This is a genomic window from Algoriphagus aquatilis (assembly GCF_042657405.1).
GTDB lineage: Bacteria > Bacteroidota > Bacteroidia > Cytophagales > Cyclobacteriaceae > Algoriphagus > Algoriphagus aquatilis.
In genome coordinates, this window is record NZ_JBHSKS010000015.1 from 1 (window position 1) to 18,253 (window position 18,253).

Annotated in this window: 19 protein-coding genes; 12 read left to right on the forward strand and 7 right to left on the reverse strand. The window is 43.6% G+C overall.

Features of this window, described 5'->3' with window-relative positions:
* Positions 1–461: 461 nt before the first annotated feature.
* The 7 genes from ACFPIK_RS15475 to ACFPIK_RS15505 all read right to left on the reverse strand — a co-directional run bounded on the left by ACFPIK_RS15475 (position 462) and on the right by ACFPIK_RS15505 (position 7,274).
* The gene (locus ACFPIK_RS15475; protein ID WP_377916875.1) at positions 462–1,058 is read right to left on the reverse strand and encodes a 3-keto-disaccharide hydrolase; all 597 of its coding nucleotides are present in this window, start codon (positions 1,056–1,058) and stop codon (positions 462–464) included.
* Complete coding sequence (locus tag ACFPIK_RS15480; RefSeq protein ID WP_377916877.1) at positions 1,055–1,819, reverse strand: 3-keto-disaccharide hydrolase; 765 nt, start codon at positions 1,817–1,819, stop codon at positions 1,055–1,057. Before ACFPIK_RS15480 ends, ACFPIK_RS15475 begins: the two co-directional genes overlap by 4 nt.
* 4 nt (positions 1,820–1,823) lie before the next feature.
* Positions 1,824–3,176 (reverse strand): Gfo/Idh/MocA family protein, encoded by a 1,353-nt coding sequence (locus tag ACFPIK_RS15485; protein WP_377916879.1) that lies wholly within the window; start codon positions 3,174–3,176, stop codon positions 1,824–1,826.
* 114 nt (positions 3,177–3,290) lie between these two features.
* Positions 3,291–4,049: an ABC transporter substrate-binding protein gene (locus ACFPIK_RS15490; protein ID WP_377916881.1), complete on the reverse strand. Its 759-nt coding sequence runs from the start codon at positions 4,047–4,049 to the stop codon at positions 3,291–3,293.
* A 79-nt stretch (positions 4,050–4,128) separates the two neighbouring features.
* Positions 4,129–5,205 carry a M42 family metallopeptidase gene (locus ACFPIK_RS15495; RefSeq protein WP_377916883.1) on the reverse strand — a complete coding sequence of 359 codons (1,077 nt, stop codon included), beginning with the start codon at positions 5,203–5,205 and terminating at the stop codon, positions 4,129–4,131.
* 119 nt (positions 5,206–5,324) lie between these two features.
* On the reverse strand, positions 5,325–5,633 hold the full coding sequence (locus tag ACFPIK_RS15500) for a four helix bundle protein (protein WP_377916885.1): 309 nt from the start codon (positions 5,631–5,633) through the stop codon (positions 5,325–5,327).
* A 57-nt stretch (positions 5,634–5,690) separates the two neighbouring features.
* Positions 5,691–7,274: an acyl-CoA carboxylase subunit beta gene (locus tag ACFPIK_RS15505; protein ID WP_377916887.1), complete on the reverse strand. Its 1,584-nt coding sequence runs from the start codon at positions 7,272–7,274 to the stop codon at positions 5,691–5,693.
* A gap of 196 nt (positions 7,275–7,470) precedes the next feature.
* Between ACFPIK_RS15505 and ACFPIK_RS15510 the strand changes: the two genes are divergently transcribed.
* The 12 genes from ACFPIK_RS15510 to ACFPIK_RS15565 all read left to right on the forward strand — a co-directional run bounded on the left by ACFPIK_RS15510 (position 7,471) and on the right by ACFPIK_RS15565 (position 18,252).
* Positions 7,471–8,412, forward strand: a complete 942-nt coding sequence (locus tag ACFPIK_RS15510) for a Ppx/GppA phosphatase family protein (RefSeq protein WP_377916889.1) — start codon at positions 7,471–7,473, stop codon at positions 8,410–8,412.
* Between the two features lie 159 nt (positions 8,413–8,571).
* Positions 8,572–9,645 (forward strand): Ldh family oxidoreductase, encoded by a 1,074-nt coding sequence (locus ACFPIK_RS15515; protein ID WP_377916891.1) that lies wholly within the window; start codon positions 8,572–8,574, stop codon positions 9,643–9,645.
* 118 nt (positions 9,646–9,763) lie between these two features.
* A complete protein-coding gene (locus tag ACFPIK_RS15520) occupies positions 9,764–10,003 on the forward strand; it encodes a DUF433 domain-containing protein (RefSeq protein ID WP_377916893.1) in 240 nt (79 codons plus the stop codon).
* The gene (locus ACFPIK_RS15525) at positions 10,003–10,353 is read left to right on the forward strand and encodes a DUF5615 family PIN-like protein (RefSeq protein ID WP_377916895.1); all 351 of its coding nucleotides are present in this window, start codon (positions 10,003–10,005) and stop codon (positions 10,351–10,353) included. The genes ACFPIK_RS15520 and ACFPIK_RS15525 overlap by 1 nt, the downstream gene beginning before the upstream one ends.
* A gap of 13 nt (positions 10,354–10,366) precedes the next feature.
* Positions 10,367–10,582, forward strand: a complete 216-nt coding sequence (locus tag ACFPIK_RS15530; RefSeq protein WP_377916897.1) for a hypothetical protein — start codon at positions 10,367–10,369, stop codon at positions 10,580–10,582.
* Positions 10,582–11,040, forward strand: coding sequence for a nucleotidyltransferase (locus tag ACFPIK_RS15535; protein WP_377916899.1), 459 nt, complete (start codon positions 10,582–10,584; stop codon positions 11,038–11,040). Before ACFPIK_RS15530 ends, ACFPIK_RS15535 begins: the two co-directional genes overlap by 1 nt.
* A 76-nt stretch (positions 11,041–11,116) precedes the next feature.
* Complete coding sequence (locus tag ACFPIK_RS15540) at positions 11,117–11,785, forward strand: N-acetylmuramoyl-L-alanine amidase (protein ID WP_377916901.1); 669 nt, start codon at positions 11,117–11,119, stop codon at positions 11,783–11,785.
* A 130-nt stretch (positions 11,786–11,915) separates the two neighbouring features.
* Complete coding sequence (locus ACFPIK_RS15545; protein ID WP_377916903.1) at positions 11,916–13,556, forward strand: glycoside hydrolase family 10-like protein; 1,641 nt, start codon at positions 11,916–11,918, stop codon at positions 13,554–13,556.
* Positions 13,553–14,032 carry a GNAT family N-acetyltransferase gene (locus tag ACFPIK_RS15550; protein ID WP_377916905.1) on the forward strand — a complete coding sequence of 160 codons (480 nt, stop codon included), beginning with the start codon at positions 13,553–13,555 and terminating at the stop codon, positions 14,030–14,032. Before ACFPIK_RS15545 ends, ACFPIK_RS15550 begins: the two co-directional genes overlap by 4 nt.
* A complete protein-coding gene (locus ACFPIK_RS15555) occupies positions 14,029–15,291 on the forward strand; it encodes an MFS transporter (RefSeq protein ID WP_377916907.1) in 1,263 nt (420 codons plus the stop codon). The genes ACFPIK_RS15550 and ACFPIK_RS15555 overlap by 4 nt, the downstream gene beginning before the upstream one ends.
* Before the next feature lie 116 nt (positions 15,292–15,407).
* Complete coding sequence (locus ACFPIK_RS15560) at positions 15,408–16,922, forward strand: glycoside hydrolase family 3 protein (protein ID WP_377916909.1); 1,515 nt, start codon at positions 15,408–15,410, stop codon at positions 16,920–16,922.
* Between the two features lie 190 nt (positions 16,923–17,112).
* Positions 17,113–18,252, forward strand: coding sequence for a sterol desaturase family protein (locus ACFPIK_RS15565; protein WP_377916911.1), 1,140 nt, complete (start codon positions 17,113–17,115; stop codon positions 18,250–18,252).
* Position 18,253: the final 1 nt, after the last annotated feature.

Below are 18,253 nucleotides of genomic sequence, written 5' to 3' on the forward strand. Positions count from 1 at the left end.
ATCATAAACTCCTCTCCTCAGGTTATTTCTTTTTCGCCTTACATCACTTCAAAGAACTTGTCTCCGGTCATTTCCAGAGATTGTGGTCATCGTTTTCTTATCTTTCGATTTCCAGTTTTTTATCCCCGTTCCTTCCGAACAGGGTTGCAAAGGTAAGAAGCTTTTTCTCTTCAGCAAGAAGTTTTTTTAAAACTTTTTTTCCCGCTTCAAGAACGGATCAACCCCAGGTCATATATACCCAGTATAAATCCCCAATCTCCATCCTCTCATCTTTATCTCCGATGCCGTTCGCGTCGTTTGGGAGTGCAAATATCTGAGGATTTTGTGGGCTGGCAATACCTAATTCAAGAATTTGTCAATCTTTTCGCTAACTCTCTGAGATTGAAAAGGAAATTTTTCACCAAATAAAAAAGCCCTGTGATACTAGATCACAGGGCTCAAAAACTTAAATGTTTCGAAAATTAAAGCTTTTTCAATACAATATTTCGCCAATAAACCTTAATACCTCCACCATCATGAATCTGAAGAAGGACTCCACCTTTTCCTTGGCCTATTTTGGCATCAGAGAAGTTGACCATTTCCACACCATTGACATAGGAGGTCACATTGTCTCCTTTTACTACTATTCTCATTTTGTTCCATTCGCCAAACTTCAAGGCTTTGTCTTTTGAAGGGTCAGGCTTGATCAACCAACCTCTACCATAGGATTCATAAATACCGCCGGTATCATTTCCCGGAGGAGCAACTTCCACTTGCCAGCCCGATACTTTGGTACCATCTACGGTTGACCGAATGAATACACCGCTATTACCATTGGCTTCTTGCTTAAATTCCAGTTCAATTTCAAAATCCTGGTAGTTTTCTTCAGTACCCAAGTAACCATAACCTTTGTCTGGGCCACTTTCTGATACTAAAAGTCCATCTTGGACATACCATTTCTCTGTACCGTAGATCTTCCAGCCTGAAAGGTCTTTTCCATTAAATAACTTTACTTTCTTTTGAGCGAATGATGCTTGTGCTACGACTAGCATCAATGCAAGGAGGATGATTTTTTTCATAGGGGTCTAATTTTAATGTTTTTGAACCATACAGGATCTCCATGGTCTTGTAATGCAATAAGGCCTTTTTTGGCAATTTTATAATCGGGAAAGTCATTCCACTTACCTGAATTTCTACGAGCGGTCCAATCTTCAGAATAAGGAACAAATTCCACTGTCTTTTTACCATTCAGCCAATAGCTGGCTCCTTCAAGGGAGAATACTATTTTCGAAGTATTCCATTCCCCGGCTGGTTTTACCACACCTTCATAATCCGGCTCATACATTGCGTAATCGCCAGCAAGAGATTGCCATTTTTCCAATGGTTGAGCGAAGCCCAATTGATCGATGACCTGATATTCGGGACCAGTGTAATATGGTGCCTTGTACTTAGGCCCTTCTACCACGTGGTAAAAAACTCCAGAATTACCTCCAGGAGAGATTTTCCAGGTAAACTCCATTTCAAACTCTTCAAATTCCATCGGTCCAAAAACCACATCTCCACCAAAGTCCTCTCCACCTGTGGCACCGAGTCCTTTCATCGCACCGTCTTCAATAATCCAATTAGATGGAGTAGAATCTCCATTGAAAGCTCTCCAACCATCCATCGATGTGCCATCAAACAATAGCATCCAACCTGCTGCTTTTTCCTCTTCAGTAAGTGAATTATCAGGAGCTACCACTTCTTCTACCACCGCCTCGGCAGTTTCTTCTGTTGCTTTGGGTCCACAGGAAAATCCTAATCCTACTAAGGCTACCCATACGAGATACTTTTTCTTCATTGTTTTATATCAATTTCATATTAACTGGATCCCACTTGATAAACTTGTCTTGGAAGTAGCTGTCATTACATAGCAAGGCTGGTGCGGCAGCTCGGAATCCAAAAACAGGATCTTCGGCTACTGTACCACCTGTGCGAATGGCTCTAAACCAATTCCCAAAATGGTCATAATGCGCTCCCTTCCAAGAACGTTCTGCTTTGTATGACATTTCTCTTGGTGGAAGGATTTTGGCTCGATCCTCTTCTCCCGAAGCTGCCCTCAATTTAGCTTGTTCCTGCATAAAAGGATCATCGCTTTCTGCATTACTATTCAATTTCACCACAACCTCTTCCCATTTAACATCCATAGAGCCTTTAGTGCCTACAATTCTAAGATAGGTTGTACCCGAAGTACCATCCACAAAATTGCATCGGAGAGAAAGATTGAATCCAGGATGCTCAGGTGACTCTGGATAGTCAAAGCTTCCTAAAAGCACATCAGGAACTTCCCTTCCGTCTTTCCAATACCTCAGCCCACCTAAGGAAGCAATTTTACTTGGTCCTTTAGAATTGGTGATAAAGTGAAGGCTAGTAAATAGGTGGACAAACAAATCTCCAGACATGCCTGTGCCGTAATCCAAATAATTTCTCCACCGGAAGAATCTCAATGGATCCCAATTCCGTTGAGTGGTATTGGAAACATAGCGTTTCCAGTCTACGGTTTTCTCATTTCCATCAGCAGGCACATTGTATTGCCACGCCCCTTCAGGAGACATTCTCGCCCAAAAACCTTCTGCATAGACTATATCGCCAATTGCTCCTGCAGCTAGCAGCTCTTTTGCTTTTTCATTTCCCAAAGATGAAATCCCCTGAGAACCCACCACCATCACTTTCCCTGATTTCTTCCATGCATCAATCACTTCCTGACCTTCTTTTACCGAATGGACCATAGGCTTTTCACAATACACATGCTTGCCTGCATTGAGTGCATCCACAGAAATCTGCTTGTGCCAAGAATCGGGAGTCCCAATAATCACCGCATCCACATCGGCTCTTTTCAGAATCTCTTTGTGGTCTTTCGTCAGAAAAAGGTGATCACCCCACTTCTTTTTGGCAGATTCCAAACGACCATCATACAAATCGCAAACTGCCACCAAAGAAACATTGGCATGCTGTAGCGCGGTATTGGTATCTTCAGTTCCCATAATTCCCGCACCGATAAGTGCAAGTCGGATGGGCTTGTCGGCAGCATCTTCTTTTATGCGAAGGAGATATTCCTCTCGGATCATATTTGCTTCGGCCATAAGAGCCGGCACCAGAGCTGCAGCCCCTGTGGTCAATCCCAATTTTTTGAGAAAGCCTCTTCTATTGTCTTTCATTAGAAAAAACAGGTTTAATGTTAGAACCGAAAAGTTAATTGAATTTTTTAAAAAAGTACCGAGAGGTATTTCAATTTTTTACCAATGGATCCCAATACTTGGACTATGCTTACGCTATAATCTTCGAAAATATTCGGCAGAATGTATCAATCGGCTTCCATACCATGAGAAAAGCTCCCCATCTACCAGTTCGATTTGACTATTTGTCAATAATTCCCTGAAAAATTCGAAATGCTTTTCCTTAAAAGGAAAAGGTTCAGAACTCAAAAGCAAATAGTCTGGATTGAGCATTTGCAGTTCTTCCTTTTCCAGTACAGGATATCTTGGCTTATCGATCAGGTTTTCAAATCCTGCCTTTTCCAACATGACATTAATAAACGTGTTCTGACCTGCTACCATGATTGGTTCGTTCCAAACCAGATAGATACAGGTTCCTTTATGGGGAATAGGCTGTTCAAAAGTGGATTTGATCTTTCGAATGATTTCCTGAGACTGACTTTCTCTTTGAGTAATCCTTCCAACTTGGCGAATCATCTCATAATTATCCTCCAGAGAAAAAATATCACTCATCCAAACCGGATACTTTTCAGCCAATTTCTCAATCCCTTCTCGATCATTTTCTTCCTTATTTCCAATGATCAAATCAGGCTTCAAGGAATCAATCACCTCAAATCGGTAATTCTTAGTCCCCCCAACGATGACTTTACTCTTTTTCAAGTAGTTGGGATGTATGCAAAATTTGGTCACCCCGACAATTTGTCCCTCTAAACCCAAGTCAACCAAAAGCTCTGTTTGCGAAGGCACTAAGGAAATGATCCGCTTAGGAGGTTGAGGAAGAAAAATGGTTTGATGAAGTTGGTCAGTGAAGTGCATGATTGAAAAAGTTAAATGATATCAGTTATTGGGAAAAGCTAAACCATGCTTAACCCAATAACTAATAACCAATACACGATTAACTGATGTATCTAAAATCAAAACTTGGATCGAAGTCTACCAAGAAAGCATACATCAGATCGATGACTTGCTCGATATCCTGTTTGCTCGCTGTCTCCACGGTCGTGTGCATGTATTTCAAAGGAAGTGAAATCAAGGCAGATGGCACTCCCTCATTGGAATAGGCAAAGGCATCGGTATCCGTACCCGTACTTCTGGAAGCGGCAGCCCGCTGGAAAGGAATCTCATTTTTCCGCGCAGCGGCAATAATCAAATCCAATAGCTTCTTATGAACAGAAGCACCATAGGTTAGTACCGGACCTTTTCCTGCAGTCTGATCACCACTTGTCACCTTATTATATAAAGGTGCAGTGGTGTCATGACACACATCAGTGATGATGGCCATGTTAGGTTTAATGCGATGAGCAATCATCTCGGCGCCTCTTAGACCGATTTCCTCCTGGACAGCATTAACGATGTAAAGTCCAAAAGGCAATTGTTTACCTGACTCCTTGATCTTTCTGGCCATTTGCGCAATCATGTAACCTCCGATTCGATTATCTAAAGCCCTGCCAGACCAGAATTTACCGTTGAGTTCGATCAATTCATCTTGGAAGGTGATCACACAGCCGACATGGATTCCCATTTCCTCCACTTCGGCTTTGGAGCGAGCTCCGACATCGATGAAGATATTATCTAAAGTTGGCGCATCTTCTTTTCCTTCCTTCCGAACATGGATGGCTGGCCAACCGAAAACTCCTGGAACGATCCCTTTGTCAGTATGGATATTCACCCGCATCGATGGAGCAATCATGTGGTCCGAGCCACCATTTCGACGGACATAAATGTATCCGTCGTCCTTTATGTAGTTCACAAACCAGCTGATCTCATCCGCATGGGCCTCAATCACCACTTTGTAAGTCGCTTCGGGATTGATCACTCCGACAGCTGTTCCGTAATTGTCGGTGAAATAGGTATCCACAAACGGCTTGATGTAATCCAGCCAAATCTGCTGACCTGAAGCTTCAAAGCCGGTTGGGGAGGCGTTGTTGAGATAAGTTTTTAGAAAATGGGTTTCGCTTTCGAATTTATTCATAGTTCAAGATTCTGAGATCGAGTTATTCGTTATTAAGTTATTATGTTATTGGTCTGGTGAACCCGATTTGGCTTTTTGTAGGTAATTGATATCCCATTTAAAAGTTTTAGGCAATCATCTTAAAGAATCCTAAATGCAGCCAAATCAAACTCTGAAATATAATCCTCATCAAACGCAACGATCATATGATCAAGTGTTTCAGTAAGTGATCCTCTGGAAATTCTACAGAACTGGATATTTTCCTGATAGAAAAATCTCCCATATCCTTCGGCTATGTTATTGGTGATCGATCTAGAGGATTTTCTTATCTGAATTGCTAAAGCATATTTCTCTTCAGAAGGAAATTTTCTAACCAATTTCTGAACGAAAAGGCGCACTTCCCTTGCTTTTTTCCAAACTTCCAAATCTTCAAAAGTCTTTATGCTCACGACAAACTTTGGTTTAACGACAATTAACCAGTAACTCAATAACCAATTACTTTTTCCTTACAACGGAATATTCCCATGCTTTTTTCTCGGAAGTTTATCCACTTTGTTTTCCAGCATTTTGAAGGCTTTGATCAGTTTGATTCGGGTATCTGAAGGCACGATGACTTCATCAATGAAGCCACGATGTGCCGCACGATACGGATTGGCAAATTTGGCGGTATATTCATCCACCTTTTCCTGAAGTTTGGCTTCCGGATTTTCGGCTTCGGCGATTTCCTTTTTGAAAATGATCTCTGCAGCGCCTTTTGCTCCCATCACCGCAATCTCGGCAGTCGGCCAAGCATAGTTCATGTCTGCCCCAATGTGCTTGGAGTTCATTACATCGTAGGCACCGCCATACGCTTTTCGGGTGATCACAGTAATTCTTGGAACGGTAGCCTCAGAAAATGCATAAAGCAATTTTGCTCCATTAGTAATGATCCCATTCCACTCCTGATCTGTTCCCGGTAAAAACCCTGGCACATCTACTAACACAAGCAAAGGCACATTGAAGCTATCGCAAAAACGGACAAATCGCGCAGCCTTTACCGAAGCATGATTATCGAGTACACCAGCCATGGATTGAGGTTGATTGCCTACAATGCCTACGCTGCGCCCTGCAATCCGGGCAAAGCCCACCACGATATTGTCGGCATAGTTCTCATGAACTTCTAGAAAAGACTCCTCGTCCACGATTCCCCTCACCACATCCCGCATATCGTACGGGTGATTTGGGTTTTCTGGAATGATTGAATCCAAGACAACTCTAGACTCATCTTTCTTCAACTCGTAGGGATAAACCGGAGCTGTGTCTTCGCAGTTTTGGGGGATGTAACTCAGTAAACGTTTGATGTGGCGTATCGCCTCCACCTCATTGGCGCAGGCAAAGTGGGTGACTCCAGACTTCGTGCTGTGGGTAGAAGCACCTCCGAGTTCTTCGGCGGTGACGGTTTCTTGAGTCACCGTTTTTACCACATTGGGTCCGGTCACGAACATGTAGGAGGTATTTTCCACCATCAGGATAAAATCCGTAATCGCAGGAGAATATACCGCGCCACCTGCACAAGGTCCCATGATGGCAGATATTTGAGGAATGACACCGGAAGCCAAGGTATTTCTGTAAAAAATATCCGCATAGCCTCCAAGTGAATTGACGCCTTCTTGGATTCGAGCACCGCCTGAGTCATTCAAACCGATCACCGGTGCCCCGTTTTTCATGGCCAAATCCATGATTTTACAGATTTTTTCCGCGTGAGTTTCGGAGAGAGAGCCTCCAAAAACAGTGAAATCCTGCGAAAAAACATAGGTCAATCGACCGTTTATTTCACCATAACCCGTAATTACTCCATCACCTAAGTAGTGTTCGTTTTCCAGCCCAAAATCCTTGGCACGGTGCATCACAAACTTATCTATTTCCTCAAAAGTCCCTTCATCAAGGAGTAAATCGATTCGCTCTCGGGCGGTGAGTTTTCCTTTTTTATGTTGGGCTTCAATTCGTGATTTCCCTCCTCCCAATTCTGCTTCGGCATTTTTCTTGGCCAAAAGCGCGATTTTGTCAGCATTGCTGGGTAGGGTATACAATGGATTCTTTGGGTCAGTCATATTCGGGGTTTTCGTTCTTTCACCAAATATAGGCCCTTGAATGGAATGGGAAATTGAAAAATTGGAAGATTGAAAAATTCATAAGGTCATGTTTCAATCAACCACTGATCAATATCTTTTTGTCCTGATTATGAAGCTCAACCTTTTACTTTTCAAAAACTTTCTATATTCGCCCATCCAAAAATTTTGGCAGAATATGAGTACCAGAAAGGCTGCGGTGATCGACATGGGGACCAATACATTTCATTTGTTATTGGTGGAATTGAATGGTGTCGGTTTTAGAACACTTTACAAGGAAAAAATCCCCGTCAAGCTCGGCCAGGGAGGTATCAGCCAAAATCAACTTGCTCCTGATGCCCAAAAAAGGGCCTTTCATACACTCAAGCATTTTAAAAACCTGATTGATGGAGAAGGCATCGATCAGGTTTTTGCTTTTGCAACCTCCGCCGTCCGAAATGCTGAAAATGGAGCTGAATTTGTTCAAAAGGTAAAGGAAGACATCGGCATCGAAATCCATGTCATTTCAGGAGAAGAGGAAGCCCAATTGATCTACGAAGGCATCAACCTTTCGGGTTCGCTCAATGGTCATGTCAATTTGATGATGGACATCGGTGGGGGTTCGGTGGAGTTTATCATTGGTACCTCCCAGGAAGTTTTTTGGAAAAGAAGCTTTGAAATAGGCGGACAGCGCCTCCTTGATGCTTTCCATTACCATGACCCGATTTTGCCTGAAGATGTGGAAAAGTTGGAAGACCATTGTTTCCTCAAACTCCAGCCTCTTCTTGAGGCAATCGAACAGTATAAACCTGAAGGTCTGGTAGGTGCCTCTGGCACTTTTGATACCCTGACGGATATTTATTTCGAATCCATGCTGCAGTGCAAACTCACCGGCCAACATGTATTTGAATTGCCTACAGCTGAATTTGAGCGAATTTTTCAGATGCTCAAAACCAAAAACCGAGAAGAGCGGCTGAAAATCCCCGGCATGATCGCCATGCGGGTAGATATGATCGTCGTGGCTAGCTGCCTAATTGAATTTATCCTGCGCTATGTACCTGTAGATGCCATTGTTTGCTCTCACTATTCTCTGAAAGAAGGAGCCGTTTCCCGATTGCTTGCTGGAAAAGTGGCGGTATAATTTTTTGCCACAAAGACGGAAAGGCACAAAGGGATAGTTGGAATTTGCAGAAAGATCTCAAAAAACCATCTGTGCATCAGAGGCTGTTTGAAGAATAAAAAATCATCTGTGCAACTGTGGCTTCACACCTTATCTTTGAACCACGAAAAATACCATCAAATGCAAAATTTCTCCTACGATCACCTGTACCGTTTCACCTATGACATGCTAACCAAAATAGGATGTCAGGAATCCGATGCCAAAATCGCAACGGAAGTCCTGCTCTCGGCAGACCTTCGTGGTGTAGACAGTCATGGTGTAGCAAGGCTGAGCGGCTATGTGAGATTGTGGGAAAAAGGAAGAATTAACGCCACTCCTAACGTCCGCGTGACTTACGAAACGCCTTCTACCGCCGTAGTCGATGGTGACAGCGGATTAGGCTTGGTGGTCGCACCCTTTGCCATGAAAGTAGCGATCGAAAAAGCCAAAAATGTGGGAACGGGCTGGGTTTCGGTGAAAAACTCCAACCACTACGGCATCGCGGGTTACCATGCCATGATGGCCTTGGAGCACGATATGATCGGAATTTCCTTGACCAATGCAAGTCCTTTGGTATCTCCTACTTTCTCTAAAGAGCGATTGCTAGGCACGAATCCGATTTCTGTTGCAATTCCTGCCTATGAAGAACCTGCTTTTGTCGCCGACATGGCCACAACTACTGCCGCAAATGGGAAACTGGAAATTCTTCAGCGAAAAGGACTAGACACACCTACAGGCTGGGTACAGGACAAAGAAGGAAATCCAACCACCTCTGCAAATGGGGTGAAAGATGGCGGTGCTTTGTTGCCCCTCGGTGGAGACAGGGAGCACGGTTCGCAAAAAGGCTATGCACTCGGGGCAATCGTGGACATTTTTTCAGCTGTACTTTCTGGAGCAAATTACGGACCTTGGGTTCCTCCGTTCGTGGCATTCCTAGATCCACTCCCCAATTTGGTAGGAGAAGGAATCGGCCACTTTTTCGGTGCGATGCGCGTAGATGCCTTCCGACCAGCCGATGAGTTCAAATCTCATATGGACAATTGGATTCGTCGATTCCGTTCCGCTGAACCAACACCAGGAAATGAAAAAGTTTTAATTCCCGGAGATCCTGAGCGGGAATTGGAAGCTATTCGAAAAACGGATGGAATTCCTTTGCTCGATCCCGTTGTGAAGGACTTGACTCAATTGGGTGAACGGTTTGGGGTGAAGTTTTGATTTCGGATTTCGGATTTCAGATTTCGGATTTAAAAAAACCATTGCTTAAGCAAATATCTGCTCTTCAAAAACCAACTATCAACAGAACCTAATTCTCATTATTTCTGTACTTTAGAATATGGAATGGAAAGAAAGGATAGTATCTGACAAGAATGTATTGCTTGGTAAGCCTGTAATAAAAGGCACTCGGATTTCTGTGGAATTCATTCTGGAAAGGCTAGCCGATGGTTGGTCTGAATCTAAAATTTTGGAATCCTATCCGCATTTGAAGAAAGAGGACTTACAGGCAGTTTTTGCTTATTTAAATGATTTTGTTAAAGATGGATTAATGGTAGAACTTCGTAGCAGGGTTTCCTAATGGCCTTTTTAGCGAATGAAAATTTCCCTTGGCCAAGTGTAATCTTATTGAGAGAGCACAATATTGAAGTCATCTCAATCGCTGAAAAGTTTCAGGAAATTTCAGATCAGGAAGTAATGTCCATAGCCATTAATCAAAACCTAACTATCCTGACACATGATTCTGATTATGGCGAATTGATTTTTAGGCATGGACTTAAACCTGACTCAGGTGTGATTTTTTTTCGAATTCATGAATTTGAGCCAAAAGACCCTGCAAAGATTTCCCTTGATTTAATCGATAAGAAATTGAGTTTTTCAAGATCTCTTACTGTAATTGATAAAAATTCTATAAGACAAAGAAGCTATTAAACTCACAGATTGAATGAGCGATTCCCCTAAAAAATTCCGACTTGACAGAACTGCTTTCGAAGCCAGAAATGCCTCCGAACAAGTTAATTATGGGAAAGCCTATCAAAACACAACTTGGCAGGAGCGACTTCGGATTCATCAGTATTTGAATAGCATTGCCTACGGATACGATTTGGATAATCCGCCTCGAATGGATAAGACAATTTTTCAAATAAAATCCAGAAAGTAGTGGGGAATATCTTTCAAGATGATTTCAGGGATTTTCTAAATGCCCTTAACGAGCAGGGCGTAGATTACATTTTGGTTGGCGGATTTTCTGTCATTATTCATGGGTATTCCCGGACTACAGGAGACATGGATATTTGGGTAAGAAAAACAAAGGAAAACTACAGCAGGCTAGAAAAGGCTTTCTATCAATTTGGAATGCCCGTTTTCGATATGACCGAGTGGAATTTTTTACATCATCCTGAGTGGAATGTTTTTTCTTATGGAAAATCCCCTGTAGCAATTGACATCATGACTGAAGTGAAAGGGTTGGATTTTGACCAAGCATTTAATCAATCCAAAATTTATGATGACGGGGGACTAAATGTAAGAACCCTACACAAAAACGATTTAATTGATGCAAAACATGCTTCTAAGAGATCAAAGGATCTTGATGATCTAGAAAACTTGGAAAATTCATAACCCGCATTAAAACCTCATTTTCCCATTTTCTGCCTAGTTTAGTCTTGAAATTGCTCCAAGCCCAAACTGGAAGAAAATGAATAGAAGTTTCCTGAATATCCTAGCCCTTTTACTGGGCGTTTGCCTGTTTTCCTGTAGTCCAAAAGCTACCTTCCGCATCATCGATAAACCCATTACCTGGAATGCAGAGCGGGAAAAACTTTCTATCCAATACCTGAAAGACCGACACGGTCTGGACAAAACCACCGCCACGATCGAACCCAAAATGGTGGTCGTTCACTGGACAGCTATCAATAACATCGAAGTGACTTTTGATGTCTTCAATCCTCCGACACTGGGAGGACGGGCAGATTTGACAGGAGCGAGTAATCTGAATGTTTCCAGCCAGTTTTTGATTGACCGGGATGGAACAGTTTTCAGACTTTTACCCGACACGACCTTTGCTCGGCACGTGATTGGCTTAAACTATTTGGCTATCGGTATCGAAAACATCGGAAGCGATGACATGCCCCTTACCAAAGCCCAACTCACTGCCAATGAAAAACTGATCAGATTCCTCAAGAGGAAATATCCTATCGAGTATGTCATCGGTCATCACGAATACCAGAATTTCCAGAAAACTGATCTTTGGAAAGAAAAGGATCCCAATTACAGAACGGTCAAATCCGATCCTGGGGACAAATTCATGAACCAGCTCAGAAAAAAATTAGCTGACCTTAATCTTAAACCAGTACCAAAGCCTTGATAACCGGCCCTATTTTGATCAAAAAGCCATTCTCAAACCCATTTAAAATTCCCCCTTGCCGTGGTCTGTGTCCCCGCAGACCACCAATTCAAAAAAAAAACCTTTCCTATTTTCCTAATAAAATTACCCGATGCACTTCCCCCTAAGACTCTTTCACCTATTCCTGATCAGCATTCTTTTGTTTGCAGCTTGCAAATCCAAAAAGCCAGTTGCTACTACTCCTATAAGACCCAGCTCTCCTACCTCCACGGTTTCTCCTAAAACCAGTGAAACCCTTCCTGCCAAACCACTGCCTGCAGTTGCTCTAAAACCTTTGGCCTATCGAATGCCCGATATCCCACGGGAATTCCGCGGAGTGTGGATTGCTACCGTCGCCAATATCGACTGGCCGGTTTCTCCCGATTCACCTTGGGAAGTTCAGAAGCGAGAATACATCAAGCTTTTGGATTATTACAAAAACCTAAACTTCAATGCTGTCATCGTGCAAATCCGCACCGCGGGCGATGCCTTTTACCCCAGTAACTTTGCCCCTTGGTCCAAATACCTGACAGGAAAGCAAGGGAAAGCTCCTGCCACCCAGGAAAATCCCCTGACTTGGATGATCAAAGAAGCGCACGACCGCGGACTGGAATTTCACGCTTGGCTCAATCCCTATCGGGCCACCATGAACCTCGAAACCAGTGACTTAAGTCCTGAACACGACTTTTTCAAACATCGAAACTGGATGTTGAAATATGGTACCAAGTGGTACTATGACCCAGGACTGCCTGAGGTGAAAAATCACCTTTTGGCTATCATCAAAGAGGTGGTCACCAATTATGATATCGATGCCATTCACTTTGATGACTATTTCTATCCTTACAAAGAGCCTAAGCTGGATTTTCCCGATAAAGCTTCCTATGACAAATACAAAAAACCCGGACAGTCTCGGGACGACTGGAGAAGGCAGAATGTGAACGATTTGATTTTGGCACTCAGCCAGACCATCAAGGCGCAAAAGCCTTGGGTGCAGTTTGGGATTTCCCCTTTTGGAGTTTGGAGAAATCAAAGCAAAGACCCCAAGGGATCACCCACCCAGGCCGGTCAGACCAATTACGATGACCTCTACGCGGATGTCTTGCTTTGGATGAAAAACAAATGGATCGACTACCTGATCCCACAATTGTATTGGAGCATGGAGCATCGACTGGCTTCCCACCGCAAACTGGCCGACTGGTGGTCGAATAACAGCTACGGAACCAACATTTACATCGGAAACGGGCCTTATAAAATCCGGGAAGACTCCGATGAGGCTTGGAAAAATCCAGCCGAACTCAACACCCAAGTCAATTATGCCAGGACTTTGCCTCAGATACAGGGTAATGCCTTTTTCTCCGCCAAATCCATCTACATCAAAAATCAGGACATCGCTCAAAAGCTGAAAGCGGAGGTATTTAATCGTCCCACTTTGCCTCCATCCTTTGAACCAAAGACACAGACCATCATTGAAATTCCGGTGGTTTTTGATGTGAAAACCACCCCCGAAAAAACCCAAATCAATCTCGAAAAACCACTTGATCCCGCCATCCGATATGCGATGGTCCAAGGCGGAAATGATTTGAATACGCTACACGAGGCGATTATTCATACGGCTTGGGTAGGTGGATCGAGAGTCCGATACCTAGAAGTACCAAGCTTGAATACCGAGTATTTGGCGATCCGCTGGATTGATCATTATGGCCGAATCGTACAAACTCAGGTCTTCCAAACCCCAAAATCCACCCGCCCATGAAAGATATGCTCGTTCGCCTGATAGAACTCCCCAACGCCTCCGAATTGGAAAAGAGACTGTCGGAAAAGGAAAAAATCGTGTTTCGAAGGACTATTGCTCCTGAAAAACACCTCGTCAGCGAATGGGTGATGGAGCAATTTGGTGCTTATTGGAAATCAGAAGTTGAGGTAGCTTTTTCGAGACAGCCGGTTTCCTGTTGGATCGCCCAAAGAGGCAATGAGTTGTTGGGCTTTGCTTGCTATGAATGCACCGCTCGCAATTTTTTCGGACCCACTGGCACCAAAGAATCCGAACGGGGAAAAGGTATTGGCAAAGTTCTCTTGATCAAATCACTGGAATCCCTTCGGGAAATGGGCTATGCCTATGCCATCATCGGAGGAGTAGGCCCGGCAGAATTTTATGAAAAAGCCGTGGGTGCGAAAATCATAGAAAGCTCCGAAGTCAGTATTTATCAGCATTTACTAAGAAAATCATGACCCAAAATCCCTCCAAAAACCCATGGATTTGGGTGCCTACGCTCTACCTCACCGAGTCACTCCCCTATGTGGTCATCATCACGGTATCGGTGATCATGTACAAAAACCTCGGCATCTCCAATGCAGACATCGGGTTGTATACGTCCTTTCTTTACCTGCCTTGGGTGATCAAACCAATCTGGAGTCCGATTTTGGAGCTTTTTGGAAATAAGAAACAGTGGTTTCTCAGCATGCAGCTGATCCTTTCACTGGTCTTTTTGGGTGTGGGGTTAACTACAGGGACAGATCAGTTTTTCACGATTACCTTGGCTTTCTTCTGGATGGGGGCATTTGCTTCTGCGACCAATGACATCGCTTCTGACGGTTTATATTTGATTGCTTTAAAGCCCGATCAGCAGAGCTTTTTTGTAGGAATGCGAAGCACCTTCTACCGAGTGGGTATGATTACAGGGCAGGGTTTGATTGTGGTCATTGCCGGAAATTTGGAACAAAAGTTTAGCGATCCGGCTCAGGCTTGGTCATGGACCATGATCGGTGTGGGAGCCTTGATGCTGACCTTGACGGGCGTGAATTACCTTTCCACCCCAAAAGTCATCGAGGCACGCGTGGCCAAAGAAGAGCAACCCAGTTTTGGCAAGGTCTTTTCCACCTTTTTTACCAAGAAGAATATCGGACTTTCCGTAGGCTTTGTCCTGCTTTATCGATTGGGTGAATCCCAATTGGTCAAAATGGCTTCCCCGTTTTTCCTGGATTCCAGAGAGACGGGAGGATTGGGCTTGAGTACGACCGAGGTGGGTTTTATTTATGGCTCCTTGGGTGTAATTGCTTTGCTGGCTGGGGGAATTTTGGGAGGAATTTTGATATCGCGTGACGGTTTGGGCAAGTGGATGATGCCCATGGCTTTTGCCATCAATGCGCCGAATATCGGATACATTTTCCTTGCTTGGCTCCAACCGGAAAGCATCGCCTTCGCTACAACTGTCGTTGTAATCGAGCAGCTGGGCTATGGATTTGGCTTTGCTGCCTTTATGGTTTTCCTGATTTTCTTGGCAGAAGGAATCTTCAAAACCGCCCATTATGCCTTGGCAACAGGATTTATGGCCATGGGCATGATGCTTCCCGGGATGCTGAGCGGATACATGCAGCAGTGGCTGGGCTATCCGGGATTCTTTGTGTGGGTGGTGATCGCCACGATTCCCGGATTTGTGATGGCGTATGCGGTGAAGTATCCGAGGGAATTTGGGAAGAAAGCTAATTGATTTACGAATTACGAAATACGATTTACGAGATGAAATAGCACCCCAACCCCTCAAAAGGCTAACAAGACTCTACCAAATTTTGCAATCTTTCAATTTTGTAATTTTCCAATCAGCAAATGAACAAATACCAAAAAATCGCCCAATGCTTCTCTCCTGCGGCGTTTATTCACGATACGGAGGAAAATTACCAAGCCATTGAAAAGCTAATCAAGGAGCAGGAAATTGGTGGGCTGACTTTTTTCCACAGCCGTCATTCCGCTGCAGCCAACTTTGAAAAGCGGGCGGAAGTACTGGATGTTTCGGGCACTTTTGAAAAACTCATCGGTCTGATCAACCGCTATCAGGCCATCTCCAAAATCCCATTGTTGATCAGCATCGACGGAGAATACGGCTTGGCGATGCGGGTGGAAAAAACGCCCCAATATCCCTTTGCCATTACCCTTGGCGCTTTAAAAGAAGATGCGGAAAGATGGGTAGAAGAAGTTGGTTTCCGAATGGGCAAGGACATGAAGAGCTCCGGGATTCACCTGAATCTTGCTCCCTGTGCCGATGTCAACACCAATCCAAATAACCCGGTGATTGGCTATCGCTCTTTTGGAAATGATCCTGAAAAAGTAGCTCCACTCGCTTTTGCTGCCTATTCGGGGATGAAAAAAGCAGGAATAGGAGCCTGTCTGAAGCATTTTCCCGGGCATGGGGACACGGCAACAGACTCACACTTGGGGTTGCCAATTCTACACAAAACCAAAGCAGAATTGAAAGCAGAGGAGCTTCTTCCCTTTCAATACGGCATCGACCGGGGCGTGGAACTCGTCATGGTGGGCCACTTGGCAGTGCCGGCACTCACCGGAGGAAAAGACATTCCGGCCAGCATTAGTCGGGAACTGATCACTGACTTGCTCAAGGGAGAAATGGGTTTCAAAGGACTCGTGATCTCCGATGCGCTCAATATGAAAGCGGTTGCCAATCTTCATCCCGAGCCAGGGGAACTCGAATGGCAGGCTTTCCATGCCGGCAATGACATCCTATGCTTTTCGGATCATGTGAAAGAAGGAATTGGAAAAATCGCAGAAAATGCCTCAGATAAGGAAGTCGATGCGGTTTTTGGAAAAGTCATGGACCTGAAAAACCGCTTGGGAGTAATGGAATTTAAGACTATTGAAGTTCCGGCCTTCGATTGGGAAAGTCATTCCCAACTCCAGAAAGACCTGGCAGAAAACTACGTTTCAGTGATTTCCGGAGAGATCAATACTAAAGAACTCCAAGCTATGGCAAAAGCCGGAAAGCTGGGTTACCGCGAATTTTTTACCCAAAACCCAAGTATCTTTTCCCAGCAACTGGATTTACCTATTGCCCCAATCGAACAGGCAGAAAAAGTGATTTTGGCAGTTTTTGTCCCAAGCCACAAGCCCCTGAATCAATTTGGAATGGACCAAGGAGTAATGGATGAACTCCAAAAATTGGCCAAAAGCAAAACTTGCATTCTAATCCATTTTGGAAATCCACTGGCGCTTAAACATTTGGGAAAACTGGAAGATTTTGAAGCGGTTATTTGTGCGTATCAGGGATTTGAGGAGGTGCAGGGAGTGGTAACCCAAACCCTTCAAGGAATTGAAGCCTATGGAAGTTAAACACGAGGATTCAAAACCCTCCAAGTTCTCGACTTGGAGGGTTCCTTTTTTACTTCTTTACCGAAAAACGATATACGTGTTTGGAGGAAGAAAAATGCGCATGAACCATTCAATGCTCTTTTGAAAGTATTATTTTGGTGATAGCCTACAGTCAAAAACAAGTGTTTTTCATCAACTAACGAAAGCAGCTATGGACTTTAAGACCAACCATAAGCGATTAGAAATTGGAGAAGGTAAAATCAGCGGATATCTCTCTATTTTCATTGGAGTCTGTTCATTTTTATTTTCGGTAAGTCTTTTTTTTCCTGAAATCCTTACCACCTCAGAATTCCGAGAGTTCTATACGGAAGGCTTTTTGCAAATCTTCTTCTTGTCGCTGTTTTTTCTTGGATTGGGATTTGCCTTGACCAGCTTTATTCTCAGAAAAAAGGCGGACATAGCTATTTTAGGTTTAGTTTTTTTGGTTGGCTCGCTGATTTTAAACTACCTCATGCCTGAAAGGACTCCGGGATTTTATTCTACATTCTCCATAGGTTTGGACTGGCTGGTATTGGACATTTTTTTTACCGCAGCAATTTTTATCCCGATTGAGTTATTTCTTCCAAAACACCTGGATCAATCCAAATTCCACCCAGAATGGAGGACTGATTTGGCATATTTTATTTACAGCCACCTGTTGGTTCAAGCACTTGGAATCATCATCAGAACCCCAGCAATCATTTCATTTTCAGGACTTCCTATTGCTGAGATTCATGCGGCTGTTTCCTCCATCGCATTTCCTTTGCAGCTATTGATTGCATTAGTAGTCTCTGATCTTTTCCAGTGGACCATTCACTTTCTATTTCATAAAGTCCCCTTCCTTTGGAAATTCCATGCGATTCATCATTCAATCAAAAACATCGATTGGTTAGCCGGGTCAAGGATCCATTTTGTGGATCTAATCTTGGTTCGATCTTTTACTTTTATCCCACTTTATGTTCTTGGATTTAGCACGCCCGTATTTTTGACTTATCTCGTGTGGGTTTCTATTCAAGCAGTATTGGCTCATTCCAATACCAAACTAAATTTTGGTTTTTTGAGATACCTATTGGTCACACCTCAATACCATCATTGGCATCATGCGGCTGATCCCAAGTACTATGACAAAAATTTCGCTATTCATTTTCCGTTCATTGATATGATTTTTGGCACCTATCTGGAAAAAGGAAACGAATGGCCTGAAAGAACTGGATTGAATGAAGAAATGCCCACAACCTTTCTGGGACAAACGATTCATCCATTTAAATCCAAGGAAAAAATTAGAACTTCGTCTAAATCTCAAGACGACTAAT